We start from the raw sequence: 662 nt of genomic DNA, 5'->3' as shown, positions 1-662 counted from the left end.
TTTGCTCTTTAAAAATCTGGATCAAGCTGAAAATTGAAACACAGAACAACGAAAGTTGTTCGTGAGTCTCTCAAATTTTCGCAACACGATGATGAATCGTAAGAAACATCTTCGGGTTGTGAGGTTAAGCGACTAAGCGTACACGGTGGATGCCCTGGCAGTCAGAGGCGATGAAGGGCGTGCTAATCTGCGATAAGCGCCGGTAAGGTGATATGAACCGTTATAACCGGCGATACCCGAATGGGGAAACCCAGTGTGATTCGTCACACTATCATTAACTGAATCCATAGGTTAATGAGGCGAACCGGGGGAACTGAAACATCTAAGTACCCCGAGGAAAAGAAATCAACCGAGATTCCCCCAGTAGCGGCGAGCGAACGGGGAGGAGCCCAGAGCCTGAATCAGCATGTGTGTTAGTGGAAGCGTCTGGAAAGGCGCGCGATACAGGGTGACAGCCCCGTACACAAAAGCGCATGTGCTGTGAGCTCGATGAGTAGGGCGGGACACGTGGTATCCTGTCTGAATATGGGGGGACCATCCTCCAAGGCTAAATACTCCTGACTGACCGATAGTGAACCAGTACCGTGAGGGAAAGGCGAAAAGAACCCCGGCGAGGGGAGTGAAAAAGAACCTGAAACCGTGTACGTACAAGCAGTGGGAGC

The 662-nt window shown here is 50.8% G+C and carries 1 rRNA gene; it reads left to right on the top strand.

The features are described from left to right. Positions 1–122 precede the first annotated feature (122 nt). Positions 123–662 (top strand): 23S ribosomal RNA (locus tag NBA72_RS24140); the annotation flags it as partial.

The organism is Salmonella sp. NW1250 (genome assembly GCF_051812965.1).
In the GTDB taxonomy this organism is placed as follows: Bacteria; Pseudomonadota; Gammaproteobacteria; order Enterobacterales; family Enterobacteriaceae; genus Salmonella; species Salmonella enterica.
The sequence above is the reverse complement of the archived record's forward strand: the minus strand, read 5'-3'. Positions and strand labels throughout refer to the sequence as shown.